We start from the raw sequence: 511 nt of genomic DNA on the forward strand, positions 1-511 counted from the left end.
CAGCGGCAAAAGCAGCCTGCTGCACCGCGCCTGCCCGCCGAATAAACTCAACGCCCGCCTGCACAATGCGTTGCGCTCCCTGCAGGACGGACAGAAGGTGGATTGCTGGCTCGGAGACGGGGCGGTCATTATCGATCCAGACGGTGATCTCTTACTCCAGGCGGGACGGGGGACGGAAGACCAGAATGAGCAGAATGCCCACCTGTGGCGACATTTGCTGACCTGGCTGAAAGCGCACCGCCGACGCCAGCCGCTTAATGGTCTGATCCTGACGCTTGATCTCAGTGAACTGGCGAGGATGGGGACATCCGCCCGTCACGCCAGAGCCCAGGTGCTGCGTACCCGTCTGATGGACATTGCCGATGAGCTGCATACGCGGCTGCCAGTCTATGTGGTCCTCACGCATATCGATATGCTGCATGGCGCAGGAGATTTTTTCCGCCAGCTGGATGCGCAGACCCGACAGTCGCTGCTTGGCGTGAGCTTCAGCCCTGACACGGTGGGGACAAAC

The 511-nt window shown here is 61.1% G+C and carries 1 protein-coding gene; it reads left to right on the top strand.

Going from position 1 to position 511, the window contains the following annotated elements:
- A partial coding sequence (locus tag ADK28_RS28810) for a type VI secretion protein IcmF/TssM N-terminal domain-containing protein (RefSeq protein ID WP_048797411.1) occupies nucleotides 1-511 on the top strand: 511 nt, incomplete at both ends.

The sequence above is a fragment of the Serratia sp. 506_PEND genome (assembly GCF_001076875.1).
Lineage (GTDB): Bacteria > Pseudomonadota > Gammaproteobacteria > Enterobacterales > Enterobacteriaceae > Serratia > Serratia marcescens.